At 36.0% G+C, this 25,196-nt stretch carries 24 protein-coding genes, 3 pseudogenes and 1 riboswitch; of the genes and pseudogenes, 6 read left to right on the plus strand and 21 right to left on the minus strand.

Annotated elements, in window-relative coordinates; translation table 11 throughout:
* From BCM40_RS09470 to BCM40_RS09490, 5 genes are all read right to left on the minus strand, one after another.
* On the minus strand, window positions 1-429 hold the full coding sequence (locus BCM40_RS09470; protein ID WP_065526128.1) for a nucleoside 2-deoxyribosyltransferase: 429 nt from the start codon (window positions 427-429) through the stop codon (window positions 1-3).
* 109 nt (window positions 430-538) lie between these two features.
* Window positions 539-1,033 (minus strand): DinB family protein, encoded by a 495-nt coding sequence (locus tag BCM40_RS09475; RefSeq protein WP_065526127.1) that lies wholly within the window; start codon window positions 1,031-1,033, stop codon window positions 539-541.
* Window positions 1,034-1,213: 180 nt separating this feature from the next.
* On the minus strand, window positions 1,214-2,275 hold the full coding sequence (locus tag BCM40_RS09480; protein ID WP_065527698.1) for a hypothetical protein: 1,062 nt from the start codon (window positions 2,273-2,275) through the stop codon (window positions 1,214-1,216).
* A 31-nt stretch (window positions 2,276-2,306) separates the two neighbouring features.
* Window positions 2,307-3,026: a nucleotidyltransferase domain-containing protein gene (locus tag BCM40_RS09485; RefSeq protein ID WP_065526126.1), complete on the minus strand. Its 720-nt coding sequence runs from the start codon at window positions 3,024-3,026 to the stop codon at window positions 2,307-2,309.
* 47 nt (window positions 3,027-3,073) lie between these two features.
* Entirely contained in the window at window positions 3,074-3,823 is a 750-nt protein-coding gene (locus BCM40_RS09490) for an aminoglycoside phosphotransferase family protein (protein WP_238323718.1), read from the minus strand.
* A gap of 299 nt (window positions 3,824-4,122) precedes the next feature.
* On the opposite strand from BCM40_RS09490, the gene BCM40_RS09495 reads away from it, so the two are divergent.
* From BCM40_RS09495 to BCM40_RS09505, 3 genes are all read left to right on the plus strand, one after another.
* Window positions 4,123-4,905 (plus strand): class I SAM-dependent methyltransferase, encoded by a 783-nt coding sequence (locus tag BCM40_RS09495; RefSeq protein ID WP_065526125.1) that lies wholly within the window; start codon window positions 4,123-4,125, stop codon window positions 4,903-4,905.
* Between the two features lie 416 nt (window positions 4,906-5,321).
* Window positions 5,322-6,983, plus strand: coding sequence for a M4 family metallopeptidase (locus BCM40_RS09500; protein ID WP_065526124.1), 1,662 nt, complete (start codon window positions 5,322-5,324; stop codon window positions 6,981-6,983).
* A 196-nt stretch (window positions 6,984-7,179) separates the two neighbouring features.
* Complete coding sequence (locus tag BCM40_RS09505) at window positions 7,180-7,731, plus strand: biotin transporter BioY (RefSeq protein WP_065526123.1); 552 nt, start codon at window positions 7,180-7,182, stop codon at window positions 7,729-7,731.
* 202 nt (window positions 7,732-7,933) lie between these two features.
* On the opposite strand, the pseudogene BCM40_RS09510 reads toward BCM40_RS09505, so the two are convergent.
* The 3 genes and pseudogenes from BCM40_RS09510 to BCM40_RS09520 form a co-directional block, all read right to left on the minus strand.
* Window positions 7,934-8,395 (minus strand): annotated as a pseudogene (locus BCM40_RS09510) (VOC family protein).
* Window positions 8,396-8,444: 49 nt separating this feature from the next.
* Window positions 8,445-9,383: a magnesium transporter CorA family protein gene (locus tag BCM40_RS09515; protein WP_065526122.1), complete on the minus strand. Its 939-nt coding sequence runs from the start codon at window positions 9,381-9,383 to the stop codon at window positions 8,445-8,447.
* A gap of 224 nt (window positions 9,384-9,607) precedes the next feature.
* On the minus strand, window positions 9,608-10,021 hold the full coding sequence (locus BCM40_RS09520; RefSeq protein ID WP_065526121.1) for a VOC family protein: 414 nt from the start codon (window positions 10,019-10,021) through the stop codon (window positions 9,608-9,610).
* Between the two features lie 144 nt (window positions 10,022-10,165).
* On the opposite strand from BCM40_RS09520, the gene BCM40_RS09525 reads away from it, so the two are divergent.
* Window positions 10,166-10,549: a VOC family protein gene (locus BCM40_RS09525; protein WP_065526120.1), complete on the plus strand. Its 384-nt coding sequence runs from the start codon at window positions 10,166-10,168 to the stop codon at window positions 10,547-10,549.
* Window positions 10,550-11,517: 968 nt separating this feature from the next.
* On the opposite strand, the gene BCM40_RS16405 is transcribed toward BCM40_RS09525, so the two are convergent.
* From BCM40_RS16405 to BCM40_RS09550, 5 genes and pseudogenes are all read right to left on the minus strand, one after another.
* The gene (locus BCM40_RS16405; protein ID WP_156851287.1) at window positions 11,518-11,688 is read right to left on the minus strand and encodes a hypothetical protein; all 171 of its coding nucleotides are present in this window, start codon (window positions 11,686-11,688) and stop codon (window positions 11,518-11,520) included.
* A gap of 445 nt (window positions 11,689-12,133) precedes the next feature.
* Window positions 12,134-12,574 (minus strand): OsmC family protein, encoded by a 441-nt coding sequence (locus tag BCM40_RS09535; protein ID WP_065526118.1) that lies wholly within the window; start codon window positions 12,572-12,574, stop codon window positions 12,134-12,136.
* Window positions 12,575-12,934: 360 nt separating this feature from the next.
* Window positions 12,935-13,558 (minus strand): annotated as a pseudogene (locus tag BCM40_RS09540) (flavodoxin family protein).
* A 4-nt stretch (window positions 13,559-13,562) separates the two neighbouring features.
* On the minus strand, window positions 13,563-14,306 hold the full coding sequence (locus BCM40_RS09545) for a cysteine hydrolase family protein (RefSeq protein ID WP_083394506.1): 744 nt from the start codon (window positions 14,304-14,306) through the stop codon (window positions 13,563-13,565).
* Between the two features lie 177 nt (window positions 14,307-14,483).
* Window positions 14,484-14,810 carry a thioredoxin family protein gene (locus tag BCM40_RS09550; protein ID WP_065526117.1) on the minus strand — a complete coding sequence of 109 codons (327 nt, stop codon included), beginning with the start codon at window positions 14,808-14,810 and terminating at the stop codon, window positions 14,484-14,486.
* 218 nt (window positions 14,811-15,028) lie between these two features.
* Here BCM40_RS09550 and BCM40_RS09555 point away from each other — a divergent pair, with 218 nt between their 5' ends.
* Entirely contained in the window at window positions 15,029-15,709 is a 681-nt protein-coding gene (locus tag BCM40_RS09555) for a Crp/Fnr family transcriptional regulator (protein ID WP_065526116.1), read from the plus strand.
* Between the two features lie 876 nt (window positions 15,710-16,585).
* The gene (locus BCM40_RS09560) at window positions 16,586-16,852 is read left to right on the plus strand and encodes a SunI/YnzG family protein (protein WP_065526115.1); all 267 of its coding nucleotides are present in this window, start codon (window positions 16,586-16,588) and stop codon (window positions 16,850-16,852) included.
* A 255-nt stretch (window positions 16,853-17,107) separates the two neighbouring features.
* Here the strand turns inward: BCM40_RS09560 and BCM40_RS09565 are convergent.
* From BCM40_RS09565 to BCM40_RS09600, 8 genes and pseudogenes are all read right to left on the minus strand, one after another.
* Window positions 17,108-17,477, minus strand: a pseudogene (locus BCM40_RS09565) (DUF2691 family protein).
* Between the two features lie 78 nt (window positions 17,478-17,555).
* Window positions 17,556-17,978, minus strand: coding sequence for a YxiG family protein (locus BCM40_RS09570; protein WP_083394508.1), 423 nt, complete (start codon window positions 17,976-17,978; stop codon window positions 17,556-17,558).
* Between the two features lie 66 nt (window positions 17,979-18,044).
* Window positions 18,045-18,413 carry a hypothetical protein gene (locus BCM40_RS09575; protein WP_065526113.1) on the minus strand — a complete coding sequence of 123 codons (369 nt, stop codon included), beginning with the start codon at window positions 18,411-18,413 and terminating at the stop codon, window positions 18,045-18,047.
* Window positions 18,414-18,455: 42 nt separating this feature from the next.
* Window positions 18,456-18,752, minus strand: coding sequence for a hypothetical protein (locus tag BCM40_RS09580; protein WP_065526112.1), 297 nt, complete (start codon window positions 18,750-18,752; stop codon window positions 18,456-18,458).
* Window positions 18,753-19,048: 296 nt separating this feature from the next.
* Window positions 19,049-19,432, minus strand: coding sequence for an ACT domain-containing protein (locus BCM40_RS09585; RefSeq protein ID WP_083394509.1), 384 nt, complete (start codon window positions 19,430-19,432; stop codon window positions 19,049-19,051).
* A gap of 80 nt (window positions 19,433-19,512) precedes the next feature.
* Window positions 19,513-19,614: riboswitch (guanidine-I (ykkC/yxkD leader) on the minus strand.
* A gap of 353 nt (window positions 19,615-19,967) precedes the next feature.
* Window positions 19,968-21,413: an NADP-dependent glyceraldehyde-3-phosphate dehydrogenase gene (locus BCM40_RS09590; RefSeq protein WP_065526110.1), complete on the minus strand. Its 1,446-nt coding sequence runs from the start codon at window positions 21,411-21,413 to the stop codon at window positions 19,968-19,970.
* 1,028 nt (window positions 21,414-22,441) lie between these two features.
* Window positions 22,442-23,212: an ABC transporter permease gene (locus BCM40_RS09595; RefSeq protein ID WP_065526109.1), complete on the minus strand. Its 771-nt coding sequence runs from the start codon at window positions 23,210-23,212 to the stop codon at window positions 22,442-22,444.
* Window positions 23,213-23,224: 12 nt separating this feature from the next.
* On the minus strand, window positions 23,225-24,139 hold the full coding sequence (locus BCM40_RS09600) for an ABC transporter ATP-binding protein (protein ID WP_065526108.1): 915 nt from the start codon (window positions 24,137-24,139) through the stop codon (window positions 23,225-23,227).
* Window positions 24,140-25,196 lie beyond the last annotated feature (1,057 nt).

Below are 25,196 nucleotides of genomic sequence, written 5' to 3' on the forward strand. Positions count from 1 at the left end.
TCATACCTCCCTCCCTATTCCCACTTTCTCCTGAGTACTCATTTGGAATTTTGAGCAAACGGTTTCTAGTAAGTCGTCTAGCGTTCCGATTACTTTTTGAACTTCTGGCAACTGATAAAAAGTACTTGTTAATGCTAAATCATCAATGTCAGTATCCGGAGAATACAAAAAAATTTTCTTTTGAGCAGCAATTGCCATTCCTAATTCTATGTGACTTCCTTTTCCTCCTGGCAGCAAAACAATCACAATATCTGAATTCATCACAGCTTCTTTTTCTTTAATTCCGATCTCTGTTAATGCTTCTAAAGTTGTCGGACGGTCATTTTTCGTCCAATCGTACGAATGCACATATCCCTTCATTGTTAATTGATGACTAACATACTCTACTTGTTCTTTGTTTTTAAAACTTGATGCCACATAAAATCTCAATTGTTTCCCCCCTTAACTTTTCACTCATAACAGTCTATAAAAAGCCACCAATTTAATTAGCGGCTTTTTGAGATGCAGAGAAAATAACAAGATTTTTCAATTGGTTTCGTTAAATATAACGCTCTAGCTCTTTTTGTTGACGCAGGTGATGTCGAGAATGCATTTCAACTAGTTCAACCCATTCCTTTGCATTTAACCAGCCAAATCCTCCATGTTCAATCTTGTAATTTGGATTTACTAAATCTATATCCACTTCCCACTGTTCTAGTCTTTCAATCACTTTGTCGATTCTATTAGCGAGCACTTCTTTATTATCCGTATTGTTAGGAGGGGTATTCATTTCATCCGGAAGTCTGATTTTGACAGGCGGAAATCCTCCATCTTTCATTAACTGCTTACCCATTTGAGTTTTTCCTAAAGGCTGTTCTTTTGTTAACCTAGCACAAGCTTCTGCATTGTCGAGATACTCATGTGCTACTAAAATAATATGGTCATACATTTGCCCAATCGACCAAACGCCTGGTTCGTGAATATGTGTTAGTTGCTCTGGAGAATAGTTGCTAAGATCGTTTCTGAATGCTGAAAGTATTTCTTTGCCACTCATACAATTTCTCCTCTCGATTAAATTGATTAACTTATCGTTCTCAAGAACTGCATTAACTGCCAAATCAATATATTCTAGAATTTGGTCAAATGTGTAAACTTCCAACTCTTCTTTCAAATCTTCAGCAGAGTAACAAAAGTCTAAAAGCGTTTCTTCCCTAAATTTATGAAGATTTTCAGATTACACGAGCACCTTGATTTGAGAAGTTGCTAATTCTTTTAATTCTTTACTTAGCGTTACAAGTCTTTTTTTAATTTGTTCCTTATTGCCATACCGAATTTCAGTTTCTTTAGCTATGTCTTCTGACAGCAAGCGAAAATGACTATGTGCCGTTTCGAGCAATTGAAGCAACTGCTCTCCTCTAACTTCACCGACTATTTGCTGGTTTCCTGCACTATATCCTTCTATAAATCCTTTAGCGATCATTCTTAAATTTTCTATGCAATCTTGAAAATGATGTTTTTTATACCTTTCTGTATCGGCTAACGTGACAAAGTACGTTTCATATAAGTTCATAAAATTCCCTGCCATTCCTCTGGCATAATAAATGCTTGGATAAGGATCAATTAAACATACATTTTCACCATTGCATAAAATATTTTCCGGCGATACATCTTGATTTCCTAAGAGTGGTTTGGTGAATGCCTTTTTTCTCAAGTTTGCAGCTAATTGAAGTGCTTTTTTCACTAGGATGTCATCATAGTCTAGAAACGCTTCGCAAAGAGCTTGATAATCCGCTAGATGCTCTTCGCTTTCTTCATATATGAACTTCCTAACATCACCGTTAAAAGTACCATGCAACCCTTTTTCTTCAGACCAAGCTAAATAACCAAACCCAGTCAACCCATGAGGAATCTCTTCCGTCGCCTTGTGAATTGCACCTGTTTGCAAACCTATTTTATAAGCTTTTTCTAGCGTTATCGTGTGCAAATCAATTTGACTACCAGCATAAGTTTCTATCGTATAAGTCAATTCAGGGGTGACATAGTAGTCAAAGAATAACGGTGCCGCTCCTTCTTGTGCTTTGTTTACAGTCTGATAGTAAAGTTTAGTTCCAGCATACTCTGCTTTTAATGCAACTTCATCAAATGCAACTTGCTTTCCGTACGCTATCGTCTTCGGTATTCTTAAAACTAATTGTTGTTCGCCTCGATTTACTTGCCAAGCGCAATGCCATGCACCTTCACCGAGAAATCCCACTAACACAAGACCTGCATGCTCCAGCGCTGCTTCCAATCTCATTTCCCTCACTATGCTCCCTCTTTCTACTTAGTTATTCTTTACCATTTGAAAAACCTTCGAACAAACGCCCACCGTAAGGTTCTAGTACCCTATCCACAAGATGAACAACTTTTAATTTCTCACTCGTTTTATAGTATTCATCAAAAGCGATAACAAAGTCTCGAGTAAATTCGGCATCATAAGCTTTTAATGACCGGACAACCCATTTTGAATTGCCGACCCATTGTTTGTTAACTCTTAAAACAAATTCACTTACAAGCTCGGCCAAAGTAGCCGCAATAAAGATCCCCTCTGCCCGATTGTTGCAACCGATAAAGTCATCAAGAGAATCTGTTAAAAAATAACGTTTTTGCACAACTGTTTCGGCTGACCATTCTTTTGGTCCTGTTTCAAGTAGTCTTCTTGCTTCTTCTTTTATCGCTGTAATCATCCCATTGTCTTTTAAAATTGTACCTTCGACTACCATTTGTGGCATGGATGGCCTGGCTCTTTCATAATCACTCAAAAAATAAGATTTATATGATGATTGGTTATGAACAAATACTTCAATCTGCCAGCCGTACACTAAAAATGATTCGCGATAGGAAGAAGAAAACTTTTGATCAAATACTACAAGATCTAAATCGGATGTTTCAGTACTTTCGCCTCGAACCACACTTCCCGCTAACAATGCTCCTTGGCACTGAGGAAAATACTTATTTATGAATAATTCAGCTGCTTTTACAGGTTCAAGTTTTTTATCATCTTCCATTGCTCAAACCACCCTTTTGTTAGTTGTTCTGACCAAATCAATACATTTTATCCATTAACTATTTTCTTTAAAATAACTAAGTTTTCTTCTAGAAAAGCAGCGTTTTTTTCAAGGCCTCGACGTCTGCACCAACCGATGCTGTTAAAGGCATCTAAAAATTGATAAAACAGCAGGACCTTTTTCAAGTCCAACAATGGTTTAATCGTGCGGTATCCATCTTGGTACGCTTGATAAAAACTGTCGTTAACACTTAAAAAATCCCGATACAATTTCGTGAAGTCAATATCTATTGAACCAAATCGCACACTTTCAAAGTCAATCACTCCTGAAACCTTTTTACCATCTACTATGATGTTGGCAGGACGAAAATCCATGTGGATAAAGCTAGGACCGACTGGAGCAGGTAATTGTTGTTTTAATTCACTAAATTTATTCATACTTTTTTCATACAACTCAGTTTCAATAATTTCTTTTACATCTACTGCAAAATCAAGAAACTTAGATTCAATAAAATTGAGCCAATTAGAAAACTCATTTTCAATACTTGTTGTTTCTTGGCCAACCGGTGGGCACACCGCATGCATTTGGGCATGCAAAATCCCCACTTGAAACGCCACTTCTGACGAAACATCTGTAGTTAAAGGCTTTCCTTTTAGTTCAGACAACAAAAAAGCACCTGGACATTCGCTATCACCAGACCAGTAATCTAACATTTGAGGTACCGGTACTTTTCCTGCCAACAATTTATAAGCATCCAATTCTCGTTGATACTTCAATTTCGTGTAAGGAATTTTCACATACACATGTTCACTTGTAACGCGCATTTGTATACGGTTGAACTAAAAGAATCTTCTACTTTGTGCATTGCGGCTGGTTGCACTGCAAATTTCTCTAGCACTTTTTTTATCACGGTGTTCTCTCCTTGTTTCTCATATGTATGATCTATCTATAAAGCGAATATTCTACTAATTCAATATTAACATTAATTCCCACTTGATTATATACACCTTTATCTAAATTCAACTATACTCATTGAATGAATATTTTAATTTAGATATAGTAATATATGTAAATATTTCATTAATGGAGGATGAAAATGGATACAGTCAATCAAAACAGTAACGCATGGGACAAAAAAGTTGAAGAAGGTTCGAGGTATACTCAACCCGTAACTAGCGAAAAAATCCAAAAAAGTAAAACTGGGCATTGGGAGATTACAGTCACTACAGAAAAATCAGTACCGAGAAATTGGTTTCCTAAATCATTAAGAGGGTTGAACATCCTTTGTTTAGCCTCAGGTGGTGGACAACAAGGTCCCATTTTAGCTGCCGCTGGAGCAAACGTGACAGTTACTGATATTTCCAAGAAACAATTGGAACAAGATGAAGTAGTAGCGAAGCGCGATGGGTTAAACTTAAAAACCATTCACGGAGATATGTCAGATCTTAGCGCATTTGAAGATGAATCTTTTGATATTGTCGTTAACCCTGTTTCCAACCTATTTGTTAAAGATGTTCAATGTGTTTGGAATGAAGTTGCAAGAGTGTTAAAAAATAATGGCACTTTAATTGCAGGATTTACCAATCCTCTTCTATGGATCTTTGATGATACTCAAGAAAGAAAAGGGATTCTTGATGTACAACACTCTATTCCTTCATCCACACTAGATTTTTTACCTGATTCAGAAGTGCAAGATTACATAAATTCAAATCAAACTATTGAATATGCACATACTTTAGAAGAACAAATCCAAGGCCAAATAAAAGCCGGATTCGTTATTTCAGGTTTTTACGAGGATGATTTTGGAGGAACTAGAATATTAGACAATCATATTAAAACTTTTATAGCGACGAGAGCTATTAAGTTGAAAATGGATTAAAATTTAGCCGTAAACTATTTTATTCGAGTAAATTGCAAGGACTTCTTCTTTTGAGGAGGTTCTTTTAACTCAGTATTTATGAGGGTTAAATCGACTAATATTCATACTTTTCATAGTTCTAATATCCTTACAATTTTTTCATGTAAAAATGAAAAATCAAAATAAAATTTATAATATTCAATTTAATTAGATAATTTTATTATTACTAATCAAAAATATAACGGATTTCGAAATTTCTAAAATCCATTTACCTATAAAATTCAAATTCTAAATTACCCATAAATTTACAAAGGTTATATAATCACTTTCTTTGAACCAGAAAAACACACCATACACCCTATATATTCAGAATACTTAAAAAGTTATGCTAATTACACCGAGCTTCGATGCCGGTAAAACGAGAAGGAGTGAATTTGATGAACAAGAAAAAATTACTGACTTTAAGTTTGGCAGCATCACTAGCGTTATCAGCAACAGCGGTTTCTGCAAATACCGCCCCAACACAAGAAACAACAGAAAAGGTTCATATCAATAAAGAAACCAAAATGCCTGACATGATATATGGGAAACTAACGACTCCATCCAATAAATCAGCTAAGGAAATTGTGTTTACATACTTAGAAGAAAATGAGGAACTTTACAAATTTGGCAAAAAGGAACTTTCTAACTTTAAAATTGTTAGCCAGGAAAAAGATGATCTTGGCTTTACAAAACTGAAAATGCAACAAATGTTTAAAGGCGTTCCTGTTTTCGGTTCAGTAATCAATGCGCATGTGGATCAAGACGGCGTATTGAACTCCGTTTCAGGTAATTTAACGCCAGAATTATACAATAAGCAATCCTTGAAAAAAGGCGCTACGTTAAAAGCAGACGTAGCACTTGAAAAAGCAAAAGCTGACTTGAATAAAAAAATTGGCAGTACTCCAGAGTTAGAATCTGAAGTAACACCTGAGCTGGTCGTTTACTTCCAAGATGGAAATGCGAACTATGCCTACAGTGCAGAATTTGAATTCCTCTATCCGGAACCTGGCAATTATCAATACTTTGTCGATGCTAAAACAGGTGAAATCTTAGATTCATATAACCAAATCCACGAAGCAAAACCTTCAACAGGTGGACAAGGGATAACAGGAAGCGACTCCACTGGTACAGGTAAAGGTGTATTAGGAGATACAAAAACCTTCAATACCTTAACCAACAGCAGTGGTTCATATTTAGTAGATAGAACTCGCGGAAATGGGATTTTCACATACGATGCTAAAAATCGCACACGGACACCAGGAACTTTATGGCTTGATAGCGACAACGTTTATAACGCTGCATATGACGGTGCTGCAGTCGATGCTCATGCATATGCCGGTCAAACCTATGATTATTTCAAAGATGTTCATAACCGCAATAGCTATGATGGCAATGGGGCTGATTTAGTATCCACTGTCCATTACGGCCGTGATTATAACAATGCTTTCTGGAGTGGCTCTCAAATGGTTTATGGAGATGGGGACGGCAATACGTTTGTGCCCCTATCAGGTGCTTTAGATGTAATTGCTCATGAATTGACACATGCTGTGACAGATACTACGGCGGACTTAATTTATCAAAACGAATCAGGCGCGATTAACGAATCCATGTCTGATATTTTTGGAACACTCGTTGAATTCCATTTCAACAACAACCCTGATTGGCAAGTTGGAGAAGATATTTACACACCAAATATTGCAGGTGATGCACTTCGTTCAATGCAAGATCCTACGTTAAGCGGAGATCCTGACCATTATTCAAAACGCTACACAGGTACTGGTGATTACGGCGGCGTTCATATCAATTCTGGAATTAGCAACAAAGCTGCATATTTGTTAGCTAACGGAGGTACGCATTACGGAGTAAGTGTCAATGGAATTGGCAATGATAAAGCAGGCGCTATTTATTACCGTACATTAACTCAATATTTAACGCCAAATTCAAACTACAGTCATTTCCGCGTTTCGACGATCCAAGCGGCAACTGACCTATACGGAGCTTCAAGCGCAGAAGTTGCAAGTGTGAAAGCTGCGTTTACAGCTGTAGGAGTTAATTGATCTTTAACTAATTAGCGATTTGTATTTCTCAATTGCTGTACTTCAAAACCCCAGTGAATCCATTTCACTGGGGTTTTGTATTGAATGTCTTAGTAGTTCTCTAATTTTACAGTTTATTGACAGTCATTATTTGGCTATGCTACCATTTTAGTTAACTTATTTTATCAATAGGTTAACTCAATTGAAGGGGTGTATTATGACAACAGCAAATGTAAAACTAAAAATGATGATTGTTACCTCATTGTTCGCAGCAATCATTGGCATTTTCGCACAAATCACTATCCCGCTTCCACTTGTACCTATTACAGGACAAACTCTTGCCATTGGCCTGGCTGCTACAATTTTAGGTGCTAAATATGGAACGCTGTCTGTTTTGGTTTATTTAGGACTAGGTGCAATTGGTATACCCGTATTCGCCCAAATGTCCGGAGGTCTTGGTAGCTTATTTGGACCAACTGGTGGCTATTTAATCGGATTTCTACCAGCCGCTTTTATTATTGGCTATTACCTCGAAAAAACTAGCTATACGTTTATGAACGCATTAATTGCAAATGTAATTGGCATGTTTATTACCTTAACATTCGGGACGATTTGGTTAATGATTTTCGCAAACCTTTCATGGACCGGCGCATTTATGGGAGGATTTTTCCCATTCATTTTAGTAGGACTTATAAAAGCCGCACTTGCTGCATGGATAGGTATTTTAGTTAGACTACGTTTAGAATCCGCGAAGCTACTTTATGTTTAAGCTTGTTATTTATATTTGAACTGTTTTTAACTAAGTTTTTCTTTAATTTCTTTTTTGATCTCAAATGATCACTTTAGTTTTTACTTTGAAACTAAAAATAGATAATGAAATATTTTTACACACAAAAATAGGAAGCTTCCAAAATAACTGGAGCTTCCTATTTTTGTCTTTATAAAGGATTTAACTTTATCTTTCCATCAAGTCACTCTGAATGTTGTGCTTGCTCCCAGTCACTTAAATACATTCGTTCTTTAATGTTAAGAGGATTACCGATTTTGCAAATAAATTCTAAACTGTTGCCATCTAGGTCATTAAAGTGAATTTTAGCATGTGCATGATCATCCGTTGGCATAACAAATGGTTCGGTCGGTTCAAAATCAAAAGCCTTTCTTGGCGTAATCCCTCTACTTTTTAGCCACTCAACAGACTTTTTTAATCCATCTAGTGATACGTTAAAAGCTATGTGCCTTATTGAAGGATGGTATTCCAATTCCACTTTATCGGTACGCCAAAGCTCAAGCCAACTCTTGTCTTTTTCAATCCACAGAAAAGCCAAATTCTCTCCCACTTGATGATCAAATTAGAGTCCTAATTCTTTATAAAACTCAATAGACCGACTTAAATTACTGACAGGTAAATGAGCTTCATAGAGACCTTTTATCAAAAAAATCCCTCTTGCATTTAGATAACTTTCTTGTTTTCTATGTACAGCATTAAAAAATTCGTCTTTTCCACAATGCCCAGCCAATCAGTAAAACAAAAATTAACGAAATTCCGAGTGTGCTCATCCAAGAAGACGGGTCGTCATCGGTTATCGGTAACGCTACGTTCATTCCGAAAAAGCTAAATACGAGTGTTGGAAGCGTTAAAAATACAGTAAACAACGTAAGAGTTTTCATCGTATTGTTTAACTCATTTGAGATCAGTGAAGAATAAGAACTTGTGATACTATCCAATATTCTCGTGTACAATTCAGTCGTTTCAATTCCTTGATTGTTTTCGATTTTCACATCTTCTAGAAGGTCTTTATCATCCTCATATAGTTTGATGGAATGAACACGAAACAGTTTCGTAATGACATCTCCATTAGACTTTAACGACGTAAGGAAATAAACCAAGCTTTTTTCGGTTTCCATCAAGTCATACAACTGCTTGTTCGTAAACGACTCGCGCAAATTACTTTCAATTTTAAGACGCTGTTTGTTGAGCGTTTTTAAATTGTCCAAGTACAATGTTGAAATTGATAATAAAACCTCTAAAGCAAACCGACTTCTCATTAACGTGCTTACATTTTTCTTAATAAGCCCTGTTAAAAAGCTACTTGGCTGCTGGCATATGGTGACTATATAGTCGCTGCCGATAATAATCCCGATCGGAATCGTGATATACGAATTAAACCGGTCGTTTGTCGTATCTGGTATCGGAAAATCATTAATAAGCAATGTACTATTTGTTTCTTCATCATACTCAATTCGTGCGGTTTCTTCTAAATCTAAAGGATCTACTAAAAAGTCCATAGGGATATTAAAGTGCTGAGATACTCTTTCAAGTTCCTCTTTTGACGGTGCCGTAACATTGACCCAGCAGTTCTTGTCAAAATTCTCTATGGTTTCTAGTTTTCCACTAAGTGAAGATTTATAAATATGGAACACCCTATATCCCCCTTTCTTTTTTATCAAAGTCTCATTAATCTACCCATACATGAGAAATACTCTAACTTTTTTCTACAAAACTTATTTATACCCTTATTGTGGGTCTATTAATCTTATTTTCACTAAAAAACCGAAACCTTGATATTTCTACAAAGGTTTCGGAAGGCAGCTATTTACTATTCATTCTACTAGTGTTCTCATTTGAAAATAGATAACCTACTTTTCTATTTTGAATACGTATAGTTAAGGTCCCACGTAATACCAAAAGCATCTTTTACTTTAGCATAACGTGCTCCCCAAAAAGTATCTTGCAACTCCATTGCGACCGTTCCATTTTCAGCGAGGCGGCTATAAATCGTATCTATTTCTTCTTGCTCCTCAAATTCTAATACTAACGCAATGTTACTTCCTGATTCAACGTCCTGGTTTGGAAATGCGTCGGAGACCATGAAAAACAATTCACCTTTCTTAAATCTAGCATGCATAATTTTGTTTTCAGCTTCTGACGGTGTTGGGAAATCAGCTTCGCCATACGTTTGCACGTCTGAAATTTCACCATCAAACGTTTTTTTATAAAATTCTAATGCTTCTTTTGCGTTACCGTTAAAAATTAAATACGGCGTAATTTGGTGCTTCATTATTAATTACTCCCCTTTTAAGTTGTTTCAATTTTTAATTACTCTTTATTATTATAACTGATAATTATTTTGTTTTTGATTTTATTTGAATATTCTGTATATAATAGTTACAACTACACAAATAATTGTTTGGGGGGGATTTTGATGATTAACAAGTTAGGACAAGTAATGTTGTATGTACATAACCAAGAAAAAGCAGAGACATTTTGGAAAGACAAAGTTGGATTTAAAGGAATTTCTTATGGAGGTTCTGAAGAGATGGGAATGAAGTGGATTGAAATTGCCCCTACTGAAGATGCTGCAACGACGATAGTTTTACATGACAAAGAAGTTATTTCAAAAATGTCACCTGACCTAAATCTTGGCACACCCTCATTGATGTTCTTCTCGGATCATATTGAAAAGTTGCATGCAGAATTTAAAGGAAAAAATATCGAAACAGGTGAATTGGTAGATATGGGTACCGGAAGGAGCTTTAACTTTGCCGACGATGAAGGGAATTATTTTGCTGTGATGGAGAATGTTTAAATACCATTTCTATTAAACTTTTGAAGTTTGGTGAAGAAATCTCGACAAGTTAATTTCACTAATCTCTTTAGAGGTGCGGCTTTTGCTGCACTTCTTTTTTTGATCAATTAAAACCCCTACGATGTTGCTTTAATAAATTGAATATCTGCAACCCATCGCTTGAAAGACCTCCTAAAAACTTGGGATAGTTTATAAGGTATGGTTTAGTAACAAGTAATTTTTCCAAGTCTCAATTTGACTTTGTTAGCTTTATTAGATGACCCAAAGTATAACTCTGCTATCGCTTTTTTATGCTGTAAAACTACTGCAACGGCATGACCCATTTCATGTATAAAAATCGAAAATGTAAGAATAGTAATGACCGTAAATATTTCGAACAACATCCACATAATGGCCCCCCTCTTTTCTAAAACTTTAGACGTTTTTTCTTATTCTAGTTCGAACTACAAAAAAGTGTGATTGTTTGCGGGATAAGAAGATTTGTTTGCGCTAATTTGTAGTTTCTTTGCAGATTCACTTTGGTTGTTTGCGCGATAACGGTATTTGTTTGCAGAGGTCACCAGTTTATTTGCAAAAGCGCTTTCTCTTAGTTAATCCAGCCCATACCTACTCGAAGTTTAGACAACTAAAATACCAATTCTGCCAATAAAACGTATTTCTTTTTCCTACTATCGGTATATTATCCTCTAAACAGTCAAAGAAAGTTGGAAGACTTTGTGAATAATTCTTATATTTAACTAAATATATTAATTTCGATAGTCAGCGCCATTCCTAATTGGAATGGCGCTTTTTTCTTCTTCTCTGCTACAGATCTTATGTAAGTTACTCTACTATCATTCGATATCATTCAGTCTCTCGAAAAATCGCCTCTTGTAAGCTGTCGACCTGTATTCTTCTATCGATAAGAAGTGATGGTTCCGTCGTATATGACAATATAGATTTGTTCACGGTCAAAACTTCTGCGAATTTCACTTTTCCAAGAGAACAATCTTTTCCGCAATTGCATCACCAGTCTCAGGACCTTCTTCAAATTTCCAGACAGCAACTTTGTCCCCTTTTTTGTACATTCCTTCAAACCTGGTTTTGTTAGATACAAAAGAGGCTATGTTTAATTCGTAGGTTAATAAATCAATTTCCATCCTCACTTCTCCACTATCTCCTGTCTAGACATTTGGGAATAACTCTTCGGCTATATGCTACCGAATGCCTAACAAGATAAGAAAACGAATCGCCAGATACTAGCGCAAAGATATATTCTGCCGCTCCTCATTAACTTTGCTGAGAAAATCAAAAACCTACCACCTTCTAAAAGAGGTGATAGGTTTTCCTAGCAGCGTTCCACTCTTTTTCACTCGTTTGATCTCACTTATCACCCTGACCACTCACAGGCGAATTGGTTGCGTTTCAGCAAATAGCAGCACTCTATGTAATCAAATTTTCTTAGCAATCTTGATTCATGTGTTTACCATATTGGAATTATTTTACTAAAATCAAAATAGACTGTCAATAAGGTTTCAGAGAAAGGAAGAATCATGAGAAAAATAAAGAAGAAGCTGAAAAAAATCAGCTTCTTCTTTATATTCTTTATGCTTTTTCCCAATTTGCTTCGATCGGGATTCCTGCTGCTTGAAATGTAGTGAAAACAGGGCAACGAGCATCCGTTTTTTCTTTTAGTTCTTGGATACGCTCAACTGTCTCATCTGTTGTTACTTTTGCATAGACATAAACTTGATTAAAATAAGGCTGAACATCCGCTTTCCCCATAAGACCGCGGGGATCTAAGTCACCTTTTACATCAAACTCGATTCCTTGCAAATCAAATTTCATTTCTTTTGCGACTAAATTTGCTATTACATTTTCACATCCAGCTAATGCTGCAAGAAGAGTCGAAAGTGGATCAGGTCCTGTATCAGTCCCACCCATGCTTGGTGGCTCATCGATTATCATTCCGTGATTTCCCATTTTGAGCTCTGTTTTCATTTTACTTGATGTACCTGTTGCTTGAAATGTTACTGTGTTTGCCATGTTGAATTTCCTCCTTATTTCTAATTCTTTTTTACTTTAACAGCAACTTCCAAACAAATATGTAAGGTGGCTTACAACGACTTCCCATATATGAAAATGATTGCTTTATTTTGTAGATTAACCTTCAAAACATGTGTTGTTTCAATAGAAAAGAGCTTAAAGAATTTCTTTAAGCTCTTTTTAAAAGTCTATTTTTTTCATTGCCTACTTAAAGTGTTTCTCTGTGTATCGGTTACGAAAGCTTTCAAAATCGACTAAAACAGCAGCTTTAATCTGGCTATACATCGCAACTGTTCTTTTAAAAGCAATTTAAATGCATGCTTGATCCTATTTTATTATGAACAGAGACGCACTCTTAGCTTAGGCTAATGTATTGCCTTCTGCCGGAATAGGTGTGTTTTTCAGCATTCCCGCAAGGTGATACGTATTATAGGCGAGTCTTCTAATAGCCTTTTTCGAAAATTCATTATCTCTCCCTGCATCCATGTACGATTCACCTGGACCAGCTTCTCCTACCCAGTAGGCATCAACATTCGGTGGTACTAGGAATCCTATGTGTGATAATCCGTATAAAAGAGAAGCTGCAGCATGTTTCGCGCCATCTTCATTGCCAGTAATAATTGCTGCTCCGACTTTATTGTAGAAAACTGCTTGTCATTTATCGTTAGTTTTACCGCTGCTGGCGTAAAGACGTTCAATGGTTTGGGTAGCTAAAGAACTTTTTTCTCCAAGCCATAGAGGCGTGCCAATAATGAGAATGTCGGCCGCTTTAACCTTTTCAAAGATTTTCGGCCACTCATCATCTCCACCCATATCTTCTTGCACACCAAGGGCAATTTTGTAGTCAGCCAGCCGGACAATTTCGGATTCGACTCCTAATTGATTGTAGTGAACTTGGACATCGTTCATAAAAACTTCGGTATGAGACGGTTCCTCCGAACTTTTTAATGAAGTATTTAAAAATAGAGCTTTTAGTGGTTGCATATAATTACTCGCCATCCATTCGTTTTATGGTTTCCTCTGTGTTCCACATAGCATTGGCGATCATTCGGAAATTGACTTTTGCTGCTTGGTCTCCGTTGAGTCCAGGAAGAATTGCCGCTGCGGTTGCATCCGATACGACGGCCACTTCAAATCCTTGCTCCAATAAGTCGCGAAGGTGAGATTCGATGCAAAGGTTTGCAGACATTCCTGCAAGAATCAAACGGCTGATCCCATGTTTTCGCAATTGCAGAACCAAATCCGTATTCTGTGGACCATAGACTTTATGCGGACTTGCCACAATGGTTTCAGGTTTTTTTATAAATGGTTTCAAGCTTTCCAGAAAGTCAGCTCCCGATCCTTCGAACCCTTCTAAGGATAGAGGATCTTTCCGTTTGAACATTCCGCCTTTATGCATCATGTTCTCTAGCGGACCACCAAATTGCCAGTCACCATCCGTAGGATAGTAGTAATGCGGGGATATGAAAAGCTTCAAGTTATTTTTTTCACCGGCTTTCAATAATAGCTCCAGATTCTGGATTGTCTGATTAGCTTCCACACTTTCCTTCACTAATTTCCACGCTACACCATCGTCGCGTAAAAAATCATTTTGAGGATCAACAATAACTAATGCCGTATTTTCGGGATTAACCTCCATTGTTCCTACCGGTAGAATTGAATCTTGTTGTTCTTCTAAAGTCATCTTCTCATCAGTCCTCTCAAAATCATTTGATTGCTCATGAACTTTCATTCCTTGCCTCCGCACCATCTCCTTACTGCATATGTATCTCTCATTAAATTTATCAGAATATTCATTTAAAAAATGTAAGCTACACAACATTTCGGAATATTTAATAGGTCAAAATAAAAAGGATTAAATACCGATTTCCGATACTCAATCCTTCCATTTACTTAATTATGACCATCTTTAGTTCTTAAAGAATTGCCCCAGAAATTCACTTACTTGATCAGGGGTTTTAGCATTCGCGCTGTGAAGATGACCTAATTTACGATTATTTTGAAAAACAAGCAGGCTTGGTATACCCATTACATCTTCTTTGTTCGCAAGCTCTTCAAATTGATCTTTATCGATTGAATATGAAGAGATATCTTGGAATCCCGACAAAACTTCCCCTATAAACATGTCCATTCTCTTACAGTCTGGACACCATTCAGCGTAAAATTTAACTAAAACAGGCTGCTCCTGGCTGATAACACTTTTATATTGGTCTTCTGATAAAATATTTTCAAACATTGAAACCACTCCTCTAATTGATATTTACTTTATGTAAGTAGCATAATAGGTATTTGAAAATAAAAATGTGAGCTAGGTTACGTTAAGCAAAATAACTGCTTGTTATTTCAATTTGTAATATATCTTACAGTATTTTTAGATTTATCAAGTATACTTAACACAACAACTATAATGTCCTTACTTAACAGATTATTAGAGGAGAAGAGGAGATTTTAATTATGGATAAACTAACACTCCTTTCACATATCAATCTTTTTGATGAGCTGCCAAAGGAAGACATGGATTTAATCGATCAAAACAGTACAATGACGCCCATCAAAAAAGGAACGCAAATTATGATTCCGGAACAACCTTTGGATGTGCTTTTCTTTCTGAAAAAAGGACAAGTTCGCCTATATCGAATGACTCCTCAAGGAAAGCAATTTACTACCGATATTCTTGTCGATGGCAATGTTTTCGGGGAAACTGAATCTTTCATGCTGACGGATAAACAAACCTTTGCAGAAGCAATGACCGACTGTTACGTATGCACAATGGATAAGGGGAAATTCGAATCTTTTATTCGAACAACACCAGATGTATCACTCAAACTTATTCAAATTTTATCGTATCGCCTGAAGGAAACTTATGATCTTAGTGAAAAAATCGCTCTTGGCGACGTACGCTATCGCACGCTTTTCTTGTTGCTAAAAATGAGTGAAAAAAATGGGACACGAAACAAGGAATGGCAATCGATCAACATGAAATTTACCCACGAAGATATTGCTACAATGGTTGGCTCTTCACGAGAAACAATTTCTCTTTTGATGAGTAAGTTAAAAAAAGAAGGCCTTTTGAAGAAAATGCTGTTTGGCTATTCTATAAAAGCTGATGAGATAAAGAAAATATTGATGGAATAAAGATTTTCATTAGCACTGCAAAAAGATACAGTAAAAAAGTAAGGAATTGTATTTCAGTAAAACCAATAGCAACTTCAAAAAGCCTTTCGCATCTTACCGACCAGTTCATGTCTTGGTAAGTTGCGAAAGGCTTTTCTCTTTCTTCTTTGCAGATGATGAACTAAATTCTACTCGTTATATGTAACAATTCGTTACAAGAACCATGAGAACTGCTTTTCCAGAAAGAACATGCAGCTAACTGTTTTACAAGCCCATATCATTCCTATCGCAATATCAAGTTCGTCAATCTCAAGTCATGCAACGCTTTTAAACGCTCTCTCCAAATCAGTTAGTATTTCCTTATGGGATAACACTAGCTCTACATACATATATCACAGAATAGCTAAAAGAAGAGCAACATCATAAAAATACACTTTTTCACAACACAAAGAAAGAGAAAAAATGTTTGCAGCTTCTCTTCTTGTGATAATCCCATATATGTAAACTGCCATATGAATAAACCACTTCAAGTTTTTTAGAAATAACTGGATATATTGTGAAACTTTTTCATAGATAGACCGTAAAGGAATAGTGAGAAGTATTTAATAACCTTATATTTCCCCTCACTGCAGCTTCATTCGTCTGCACATTGTTTAAACAGTCTTTTTTTAATTTTCCACAGTAAGAAAAGCGCTTATTTTTTATCTTATCTATTCTTTTTTATATGCGGTTCTATTTTCACTCTTAAAAGTATTGTAATACAAACAAATCGTTGAGCTATGTATCAGTCTGCTTTTTTGAACTTTTATGTGAATTGTTCTAGTTGCGTAAGAGAATCGAGAGTATTAATTGTTTGGGAAATGTAACATAAGTTAACTTAAAACGAGGAGGGATATTTTGTTTGAAGTATATGTAAAACAAGTTGATACTGATATTGTAATTAAATGGCTATTCACAAAGATAAAAATTCCAATAGCCGATATAGTAACAATTACCACTGATGACACGTATGGCGGTAAAGAAAAAACTGCTATACGAATTGGCATGCCCTATGGCACAACAGACAGAGTGGTAATCGTTACGAAGAAAAGCACATATCTATTATTTACAACCAACTATTTATCGATACAAAACAAACTAAATTCGTACATCCATGCAAATTAATAAATAGACTACTAAAACTGTTAGCATCCATTTTCTGATGAAATTCTAGCTTGTATTTCTTTTAGTGCAGTCTTTTGAATATAGCCTAAACAAAAAGGGAGAAAAAGTCAGCTTAAATCAGCACTTTTTCTCTCTTTATATTTAATCACTTCTATTATTCGCTACAATTTCAGTATTTTACTAAGATCAATAAACTAGAAGTGCTAATCGTAACCGACTTAGCAATAAGCTCCATTCGTCTTATTAGGAGCGTCATTATACTGTGACATAAATGCAATCAATCACTAGTAAGACTAGTTGGCAGTCACTCTCTACAAATTCTTCAAATGTTTCTACACGGGTCACTCTATTTTTCGGAAAGGCTTGTAAATCAGCAGAAATTATATACAGTTGGTTCGTTATTAATCGATTTTCCAGTTCTGTCATTCTGAAAAAGTTCTTTCTCTGACTCATTATCAATCATCGTATATAACTCTCTACTTCCAACTTGCCAGTAATAAGTAGAAATATCAACAGGCTTAAATACTTCTTCGAGCCATTTGCCCCACTCATTAGGAATTTCAAAGCTGATGCCTCTTCTCATACACTTATTTTTTTCAACAATAAATGATAAAATTAATGACATTATTACACCTGTTCTAAACTACATATTCATTTATATTATATTGCTATTGCTACAGTGATTCATCCATTTAAATAAACTTCATATTTGCTTTAAATCAAAAACTTGATTCTCTACTTCTACTCTCCTAGCTTCTATAAACAAAACAGAATCCCATATTTCAATAACGACATTCGCATCCGTAGTATGATTTTCGCCCCACTCTTCATCGCTCGTAGATTTAATTTGGAAATCGCATTTCTTTTTCTCGACATGATCGATTGTTGTCATTTCTAAGTAATAAACTTTTTCTCGATCATAGAAATTAAAACGATTTTCTAAATTGTCTTTCACGTAATAGAAAGCAGAAACGTCAATAAATTTCAGGGTTTGAAAATCAGTGTAGTCATTTTTATGTATTTCTATATTAAAGGTAAGAGTATCATTCAATAAATCCACTTGCATATCTCTTATGACCGTTCCCCATAGATTATATAAATAATCTTGGATTTCTTTTTTCTTCACGCATATCCCCCTTTACTTTAAGTATTAAAGAATACTATTTTCAATAAAAAACAGCAGAGCTTACCTTTAGTCTCCTATGGCAAATACTTTTTTATTTTGTTCTAGTGCAACTAAACAAAGTACTTTTAACTCTTCAGCAAATACATTTATTCCCCAAGTTGTTTTATCTACTTCCCACTTTTTCTTTGTTGTAACTTTATATTCGTTTAGCAGGTGTTCGCAAATAATGACCAATTCCTGCACTTCTCTAGCTGAAAACACTCGATTACTGTATTGATCAAGGTTTATAAGGAGACCGTATCTTTTGGCTGGATAGCCCTCCTTTGCCAATAGATAATTCTGTAAATCTTCTTCGAGTTTCACATGTTTTTCAGACCGAGCTATCTCTTTTTTTGTATTGCCAATATAAAAATCGATTCCAATGCCGACCGTCATTTGTTTGCCTCCATTTTTCACGCTGCAATATTTAAGCTTTTATTAGTCAAAGTATAAGTACCAAAACAAATAAATCAGTCCAATCATTAAAAAGGCGATTAAAATAGCGATTATACGAAAAGCGATTAACTGGTACCTCGCAGAAAATAATTTTTCACTTCTCCATAAAACAAAAGCAAAAAATAACCCAACAATCGCAAATATTCCATCGCCATCATAAAAAGCGTCGTCAAATCCTCTTTCCTCATCATTTTTATAAGATTTCAAGCCCGCATATAAACTGATGATTGCAAAGTACCCGAACAAAAGTGTCGCAAGCCAGGGTACCCATACTTCCATAAAAGTTTCTCCATTCTCGTAACAATTTATTATCGAGTAAGCTTTTTAACTTTGTGCGTGAAACAATCACTGCTGCTCAATAAATTACATTAAAATTCGACTTCACTATTTAAATATACTCAGAACTCAAACCAATAGCTAGATAATATTGGAAATTAAAGCTTCCGTAAAGTTATTTTTGGCCTAATCCAGAAAAAAGAAGCTCACGCTTTGTGGCTTCTTTTTTAACAATGACTTTTGATGTGTAAACCGAATAATTCTAGCTTAAAATGGCAAAAATTACGCACAAACTGTAATTAGCTGATAGAGTGTCCGTGCTCAGCTAAAATCTGTAAAGTCCGTTTTAAAGTGTTTGACTTAACCAGAAGGTAATCTGTGTCAAAAGTTGAAATGGCAAAGATGCTAATTTCAGCTTCGGCAAGTGGTGAAATTAGAGATGATAATATGCCGGTCAGTGAAAAATCTAGGGGCCCTTCTACTTTAATGCATCTCCATTCATCGCTTATTTCCATACCTTCTACATGCGATGGCACTGCTTCTTTTGCACAAACAATAGAAAGTTCTTCGTTCGTATACGTAATTGAGACAAAACTACTTTTTTTAAGAGCCCATTGGGGAAGAGCCTCAGAAGAATCTAATTTTAAAACTGACATTGTTTCAGGAAGTACAGATAATTTCACACTTAACAACTCCATTTCTTCAGATTATCATTTTTACTTAATACAAAAAATAAAAAGCCCAGGAAAATATCGTTTATGATATCTCCCGGGCTTTTATCCCTCCGTGGACACAGAGTTTCTGTGCGTTTTCTCTCGGACCTAACCGGAATATAACAGCCCGCGGAACCCTAGAAAACTTCTTGTATTAAGTTAAATAAATTATCTATTTGATACAGATACTTGTCAATGTACTGCAAGTTTTAAGCATTGTACCGTGAGAAAGAGCAGGCTTATCGCTTCTCCTCATCTATTCAACTACTTACTATTGCGATTGATGCAGATCCTAAAAATAATCCCACAAGAGAATATAGACTTCCGGTTAGGTGTGCCATATAAACTACAATGCATTTTTCTCCTTATTCCGTAAAAAAGGATACTTCAGGGCAAATTTCTATATTGTTTTCGAGCCAATCTCGTTTCTTTCTTACTTATTAAAATGAAAATTCTGAAAATAATACCGATAATTATGGTTAATCAGTATAAATTCATTAGCCATTTAAAGATTTAGAACGAGCATCTTATCGCGCAACATAGAATCAATGCTTCTACCAATTCCCTGCACACCTTGTCCGGAGTTTTTCACTCCTAAGAACGGAAAATGATCTGGTCCTCGTGATGTTTTGCCGTTCACTTGGACAGTCCCTACATTCAGCTTATCTGAAATTGCGAAGGCGTTTTCCAAATTACGAGTGAAGACACTAGCTTGTAGACCATACTGGTTTCGCTTTTCAAGCGCAATTGCTTCAAGTTCATTCTCAACTCGTATAAATGGTAACACCGGTCCAAACTGCTCTTCCCAAGCGACAGCCATCTCTTCTGTAACATGGTCAAGAAGAGTTGGACCCAGAAGGTTCTTTTCCTTAATGCCTTCTAGTACGACAGTAGCTCCTTTAGTTTGGGCATCTTCAATCAGACTAGTCACAAAATCCGCTGACTTTTGATCGATTAAAGGCGTCACACTCGCATCTTCATGGGATTTCCCTACTGTCAGTTTGGACACAAGTTCTTTGACCTTCTCAATAAGCTCATCTGCGACACTGTTGACCACCATCACACGTTTTATAGCTGTACAGCGTTGTCCTGAATAGCTAAGTGCTCCGCTAACGATTTCTTTTGCGGCTTTATTCAAATCTGCGTCTTCTAATACAATTGCAGAGTCTTTACCACCCAGCTCAAGCACGACGGGAATCATAGATGCTTTTTTGGCGATATGCTGCCCCGTTGCCGTTCCCCCAGTAAATGTAATCATATTAATAAGGGGATGAGAAACGATGAAATCACCGATCACAGAACCTCGTCCCGTTACTACGTTTACTACTCCTTCTGGCAGGCCAGCTTTTACCAAGGCTTTTATCATCAACAGTCCACTAATTGCCCCCTGAGTAGCAGGCTTAAAGATCACGGTATTGCCTGTAATAAGCGCTGGCGCGATTTTAGAAGCTGCTAGATTTACTGGATAGTTGAATGGCGATATAGCCAGCACCACGCCATGAGGAACTTTTTGTACGATGGCTTTTGTCTTCTTCGTAGCCCCAGGAAAAGCATCTCCTTGGATAAAGCTTCCGTGTGTACGAAGACCTTCTTCTGCCGTATAGCGAATGAGTTGCGCAGTACGTTCAACTTCACTTTTCCCTGCCGAAAATGTCTTCCCTACTTCTTTATGAATCATTTCACCGATTTCATCGGTCATTTTTTCTAATTCTTCTGCCCAGCGATGAAGAAGTGCAGAGCGCTCATAAACCTCTTTTGCTGCCCACAGTTCTTGGGCATCTGCTGTTTTTTGAATTGCAACAGCGACTTCTTCCTGACTCAAGGCAGGAACTTCACCTACTACTTCATGATCATCCGGAGAATAGATTTGTACAGTTTCCCCACTACTGCTTCCCATCCATTCATTATTCAATAAAGTATAAAATAAACTTTCAGTTTGGCGTACTATCATATTCTCTTCACACTCCGTCTCTTTGTATTTAATCTACAAAAGATTAATGTTACCCATTAAACCACATGAAAACTCTTTCAGGCAAGGTTTTATTGAACTACGAATTGCCGACATAGATGCTTATTTTATTCATCCGAGGGTTTTTTCTTTATATCTATATAGTTATATTTTCAAGCGTTCAAAAGTGTTAATAAGAAATAATACTCCTTGTAAAGATACAGCTTATAGACGTAAATTTGACGTTCCAATATTTTATACCTATAAATTTTCACTGTTTTTTATTTATTTTAAGTATCAAAATAAGCTTAAGAATTAATGAAGAAAACGCTATCATACTGAGTTAACAATACAATTTTCAATTGAACCTTTACTTAAGAAATAAGTACGCACTAAATCGATTTTTGATTTTTGATTGTGTCATAACTTTTTTATTTTTTAAACAGTAAACTGCTTAAGATGGCATGTGAAATAATGAACAAGACCTAAATTAAACCGAATTTATTTTTAAAAAATTTTGACTATTTATGATTAATCTAGAGTAAAAGCTACAAAAGTTACCTAACTCAATGTAATAAGTAATTAATAACGTTCTATATTAACAAAAAGTTCAAGTATACTTTTAGGCATATTTGAATCATAGATAGATCAAACCATATGCCAATTCAAGTTTTTCATGCAATCAAAATATGGTTAGAAGAATTTACTAAGCAAAGATTCACTGTACAAAATTCAGACATTCTATTAGAGAATTTTTTGTATAAGTGCACTTTAGCGAATAAAAGAAAAGAAGAAACTCATCGCTGAGTTTCTTCTGATAAATAGTCATATGCAAACTAGACTATCTTTATAAAGTTGGTTTTCTTCTTATAAAACTGATTCTGCTCTACATACATAGTTTAACCAATCCTATGAAAATGTAAGGATAATAAAAGAGCTTTTGTTATATTAGCTAGCTCGGCTCTAGTACTCTATCGACCTTTAGATAAAATACTAGAGTAAAGTATTCATTGAATTAATAAAAATAGATATTAACTTCTCAGTCCACGACCTTTTTCAATCAGATACCAATTTAAACCATAAAGCAAAATCACAAAAATAATCGAAATGAGAACAGAGAATAGAATTGGTACATCGATTACACCGAGGATCCCGAATCGGAATCCAGAAATCATATAAACAATCGGGTTGAACTGTGATACAATCTGCCAAAATGGTGGCAACATCGAGATGGCAAAGAATACACCACCTAGGTAAGTCAATGGCTGAAGAACAAAAGTAGGAACGATAGACACATCGTCAAATGATCTTGCAAAAATGCCGTTCAACAGACCTGCCAAAGAAAACAAAATAGACGTCATTAAAAACGTTAATATGACAATACTCCAAGAATAGACTTGTAGCGGAACAAAAAGTAACGAAATAATCGTGACCAGTATCCCCACCAAAGTACTTCTTCCTAGTCCACCAATCACAAAGCCCCAAATAATAATATGTGTCGGGACGGGCGCGACCAATAGTTCTTCAATATTCTTTTGAAACTTTTGGGAGAAAAATGATGACGAAACATTTGAGTAGGAACTCGTAATGACTGACATCATAATCAATCCAGGGACAATAAATTCCATGTAGGAAAATCCTCCCATTTCACCAATCCTTTTACCAATTAAATTTCCAAAGATGATAAAGTATAAGGAAGTTGTAATTACAGGAGGAACCAATGTTTGGATCCAAATTCTAAGATAACGGTTCGTTTCTTTGACCGCCAAACCCTTTAATGCTGTTAAATATAGTTTAAACATGTGAATCCTCCATTAAGCAGTTTCTTCTGTAAGTTTTAAAAATAATTCTTCTAATCGATTGGACTTATTGCGCATCGACAATACTTTAACCCCTTGTTCGGTCAATTGGTTAAACAGTTCGTTGATCCCTTGATCACGCCCTACTTCCACAGAAAGAGATCCTTCATCCATAAGTTCACTCTCATAGCCTTTAATCACCGGCATTTGCCCTGAAGATTCAATATCTAAAATAATTGTTTCAAACTGAAGCTTAGCAAGCAATGATTTCATACTTGTATCCTCAATCAGTTGCCCCTTTTGAATGATACCAATATTGCGACATAACATCTCCGCTTCTTCCAAATAATGTGTTGTCAAAATTATCGTCGTACCATTATCATTCAACTCTTTCAGAAACGTCCACATCTCTCGTCTCAATTCAATGTCCACACCGGCCGTCGGCTCATCAAGAATAAGTAGACTTGGTTCATGCATTAAGGCGCGTGAAATCATCAGTCGACGTTTCATCCCTCCAGAAAGCATCCGTGCCTGAACATTTTTTTTCTCCCATAAATCAGACTGCTTCAAGTACTTTTCGCTGCGCTCTAATGCTTCCTTCCTTGACACACCGTAATACCCTGCCTGGTTCACGACAATCTGTTGGACCGTTTCAAAAGGACTGAAGTTGAACTCTTGGGGGACCAGACCAATCTGTAGCTTCGCCTGCATTAACTGCGTGTCCATATCATAGCCGAAGACTTTGACATTTCCTGATGTCTTATTGATAAGAGATGTCACAATTCCAATGGTCGTAGATTTCCCAGCACCGTTAGGACCTAAAAGAGCGTAAAAGTCTCCTTCTTCTACTTTTAAATCGATGCCACGCAAAGCCTCAACGCCGCCAGAATAGACCTTTTTCAAGTCGTTTATTTCTAATGCATATGTCATTCACTTTATCTCCTAACTATCTTTTTAATTAGTTGTATTTAAATACCTAATTGCCAATATGCCACTCGCTCATGTTCATAAAGCTTTGTGTATACATTTTTTAAATGCGCCGATTGTGAAATTAAGCTAGACAACTGAAAAAGTCATTCGGGTACCTCACAATGTGTTTTCCGACCAAAGAAAAACATCAGAGTGATCGCGAATGACCTACACCCATCTTAACACGAAAGAACTGGTGATGATAGAATCCTACCACTACCTAAATATGCACATTTCAATCATCGCTGAGCGCTTGAATCGTTTCAGGCAACCATTTTATAATATCATAAAATATCTAAAATCCGGGCATACGGCGCTCGGGTTTCACGAGCTGTACGAGAGAAATAAGAAACGCTGCGGCTACTGAAAAATGGTCTTACAGAAGAAAAAATCGCTCATATTCAAGACAAAATGAAACATAAAAGTGAATCCGCGACACTCGATGGATAATCGAGTGTCGTTTTCTATCCTCCCCTTACAGAAAAAAAACCGCTTAACCTATTCGAAGTAGACGATTACTTCAATAGAACTTTTGTGGAGCTGAAGCTAACTATCCTTTCTCCTAAAAAATGTGCACGTGCTTATATTAAGATCCTGTGTCAGGAGATGGTAAGCTGTGGTTCCGATCCATTCCCAACAATAGATAACATCTATTTGGTGGTTCCGGCATATACACTTCATGAGCTAACGGCATGGTATGACAGCAGTGAACAAATCGATGATTTCCGCTATGGAGATAGCTACAGAAACATAACAAAAGAAACTTTACTAGTCTTGATAAAAAAGGCCATGAAATAGTTAGAGACATAGCTTTCAGACTTTATAAAATTTATGCTTGTTCGTTAAAATTGCATTTTGCGAATATATAAAAATCTATCAAAAAGAAGGCAAACATCGTATGACACATAATCGATGTACAAGTGTTGATAAGATTAAATAGATAACGCATCGAGTACAAAATAAACTACTTTGGTTGCCAGTGCAATTTTGAATCTCTTTACACGGAGCAAAAATATTA

The sequence above is a fragment of the Planococcus donghaensis genome, assembly GCF_001687665.2.
Classification (GTDB): Bacteria; Bacillota; Bacilli; order Bacillales_A; family Planococcaceae; genus Planococcus; species Planococcus donghaensis.

Excerpts from the sequence above, each read along its gene's own strand:
- BCM40_RS09475 (WP_065526127.1), bottom strand. The coding sequence starts at position 1,033 with ATGAGTGGCAAAGAAATACTTTCAGCATTCAGAAACGATCTTAGCAAC.
- BCM40_RS09480 (WP_065527698.1), bottom strand. The coding sequence starts at position 2,275 with ATGAGATTGGAAGCAGCGCTGGAGCATGCAGGTCTTGTGTTAGTGGGA.
- BCM40_RS09485 (WP_065526126.1), bottom strand. The coding sequence starts at position 3,026 with ATGGAAGATGATAAAAAACTTGAACCTGTAAAAGCAGCTGAATTATTC.
- BCM40_RS09495 (WP_065526125.1), top strand. The coding sequence starts at position 4,123 with ATGGATACAGTCAATCAAAACAGTAACGCATGGGACAAAAAAGTTGAA.
- BCM40_RS09500 (WP_065526124.1), top strand. The coding sequence starts at position 5,322 with ATGAACAAGAAAAAATTACTGACTTTAAGTTTGGCAGCATCACTAGCG.
- BCM40_RS09505 (WP_065526123.1), top strand. The coding sequence starts at position 7,180 with ATGACAACAGCAAATGTAAAACTAAAAATGATGATTGTTACCTCATTG.
- BCM40_RS09520 (WP_065526121.1), bottom strand. The coding sequence starts at position 10,021 with ATGAAGCACCAAATTACGCCGTATTTAATTTTTAACGGTAACGCAAAA.
- BCM40_RS09525 (WP_065526120.1), top strand. The coding sequence starts at position 10,166 with ATGATTAACAAGTTAGGACAAGTAATGTTGTATGTACATAACCAAGAA.
- BCM40_RS16405 (WP_156851287.1), bottom strand. The coding sequence starts at position 11,688 with ATGGAAATTGATTTATTAACCTACGAATTAAACATAGCCTCTTTTGTA.
- BCM40_RS09535 (WP_065526118.1), bottom strand. The coding sequence starts at position 12,574 with ATGGCAAACACAGTAACATTTCAAGCAACAGGTACATCAAGTAAAATG.
- BCM40_RS09545 (WP_083394506.1), bottom strand. The coding sequence starts at position 14,306 with ATGAAAGTTCATGAGCAATCAAATGATTTTGAGAGGACTGATGAGAAG.
- BCM40_RS09550 (WP_065526117.1), bottom strand. The coding sequence starts at position 14,810 with ATGTTTGAAAATATTTTATCAGAAGACCAATATAAAAGTGTTATCAGC.
- BCM40_RS09555 (WP_065526116.1), top strand. The coding sequence starts at position 15,029 with ATGGATAAACTAACACTCCTTTCACATATCAATCTTTTTGATGAGCTG.
- BCM40_RS09575 (WP_065526113.1), bottom strand. The coding sequence starts at position 18,413 with ATGACGGTCGGCATTGGAATCGATTTTTATATTGGCAATACAAAAAAA.
- BCM40_RS09580 (WP_065526112.1), bottom strand. The coding sequence starts at position 18,752 with ATGGAAGTATGGGTACCCTGGCTTGCGACACTTTTGTTCGGGTACTTT.
- BCM40_RS09590 (WP_065526110.1), bottom strand. The coding sequence starts at position 21,413 with ATGATAGTACGCCAAACTGAAAGTTTATTTTATACTTTATTGAATAAT.
- BCM40_RS09595 (WP_065526109.1), bottom strand. The coding sequence starts at position 23,212 with ATGTTTAAACTATATTTAACAGCATTAAAGGGTTTGGCGGTCAAAGAA.
- BCM40_RS09600 (WP_065526108.1), bottom strand. The coding sequence starts at position 24,139 with ATGACATATGCATTAGAAATAAACGACTTGAAAAAGGTCTATTCTGGC.